Here is a 1883-nt window from a genome sequence, read left to right on the forward strand (position 1 = left end):
ACCCTTTAATAACAGCATTAATGTGGTTTTTAATGCTTTAAATCAAAGAATGAATAAAACATTAGCAATAAAATCTTATTCTGAAGTTCCTGTTGATGTAAGTGCTTTTGCTAATTATACTTGTAATGGCTATGAGCTAACTTATCAGCCTATAAACTTAGGAGATTATGCTATACCAAACACAGATAAAGTAAAATCAGTTACAATTAAATGGAAAGGTGCAGTTGATGATAGGTTTGGTATAACCATACATGACACTTTTGTAGATGGTAGAATTTTTCCTTATGAGTGGATTGATAATTGGTATCAAGGAAATGTAAAAGTTAAATGGAATAAAGTTAATAAAATTAATATAAAAGCAGGAGCTATTAATACGGCTGCTTGGCAATGTTATGCTAGAGGAATACAAATACATTTAAGGTTTAATTATGATGAATAAATGGATTTGATTATTTCTCTGGTGTATTTAAGTTTGTTTTAGTTTAAAACATTTTGATAATAAACTTCAATTAATTTAATATTTTTATTGTATATTTTGTAAAAATATATTAGAATATATAAATATATATTCTAATATATTAATTTGATTTTACAGCGACAGAATATGAATGTAATATTTAACAGTGATTTTAATCAAACGGATACAGCATTAGGTCAGGCTATACCAAATTTAATTCAGATGATACAAGATAATATTTGTTTTATATTTATAATAGTAATAATTGCGATATTTTGTTGGACTCTTGTTAAATTTTTTCAAATTACAAATAGTAAAAGTGTAGAGTATAATTTTCGTAAAAAAAGAAAGGGAAAATAATGATTATCACAGCTTTTATCTTAACAGTAGCTTTTGCTTTATTTTCATTTTCTTTGGTTTCAGCCAGCAGAGAATTTCAAAAGTTAAAACCTCAAATTGAATGTTTTTTAAATTCTGATAATGAAAAAATAAGACTTGCAACAGAAAAAATCTTAAAAGATTCTTTGTCTTTTTTTAGTAGCTATCGCGTAGTATTTAAAATTTTAACTTCAAGTGTTGATAAAAATACTAAATTTAGTAAAAAAGAAGAAAATGCTGCGAAAAAATTAATAGAATTTTTTTTCATAGTTAATGGTAAGGCATATTGGTATAATTATTTAATAATAATGCTATTTCTATCAATTTTTCTTCTTTTTTTGATTATGAGAAATCGTATCAGTGAAATAATTAATTTTAGCTTGATTGATATTGAAAGACAGTATTTCACAAAACCCCCAATTAATTCCCCTCAAGCTCAACATTAATCACTTGTAAAAAACAAATTACTCTTATCTTAGTTTTTAATGACTAAGATAAGAGTAATTAAAGTGATCATAAAGATAACAATTTCACTCATCTTAACCTCCTTTTAATTTAAAATTGCCAAATTATATTTAAAAGGAAAATTTCTTACATAAAAGCTTCTTTAAACTTTTTCATTTTTATACAGTTTAAGATTTTTTTTATTTATTTTATGTTTTGTGAGCTTTTAATCTATAAGTGAATAAAATTTTATATGATGTAGTTTTTAGAGCTTTAAGATAAAATAATATTGTTCAAACTTAGCAAATAATATTATATAAAAACAAATATCTTTATAACAAGCCCTCAACCCTGCTAATATGAAGGCTTATGTTTTAAGGATAAACTAAGCAGGGTTTTTCTAAAATGTTTTTTAAGAAATTAGAAATTAGTTCTTATCTTAGTCATTAAAAACTAAGATAAGAGTAATTAAAGTGATCATAAAGATAACAATTTCACTCATCTTAACCTCCTTTCGACTTTAATAAAGCCTCCATTTGGTTAAATCCTTAAAACAATAAAATTATAATTATTTTTGCTTTAGTTTGTGATTAAATTCTAGTGT

At 24.0% G+C, this 1883-nt stretch carries 2 protein-coding genes; both read left to right on the plus strand.

The genetic code is table 11. The features are described from left to right. Window positions 1-439: hypothetical protein (locus tag ACOTVC_RS08620; RefSeq protein WP_421628345.1), on the plus strand; the 439-nt coding region annotated here is incomplete at its 5' end. Between the two features lie 377 nt (window positions 440-816). Beyond that, window positions 817-1281, plus strand: a complete 465-nt coding sequence (locus ACOTVC_RS08625) for a hypothetical protein (protein WP_257913176.1) — start codon at window positions 817-819, stop codon at window positions 1279-1281. Window positions 1282-1883: the final 602 nt, after the last annotated feature.

This window comes from Campylobacter sp. GB48 (assembly GCF_049221845.1).
In the GTDB taxonomy this organism is placed as follows: domain Bacteria; phylum Campylobacterota; class Campylobacteria; order Campylobacterales; family Campylobacteraceae; genus Campylobacter_D; species Campylobacter_D lari_C.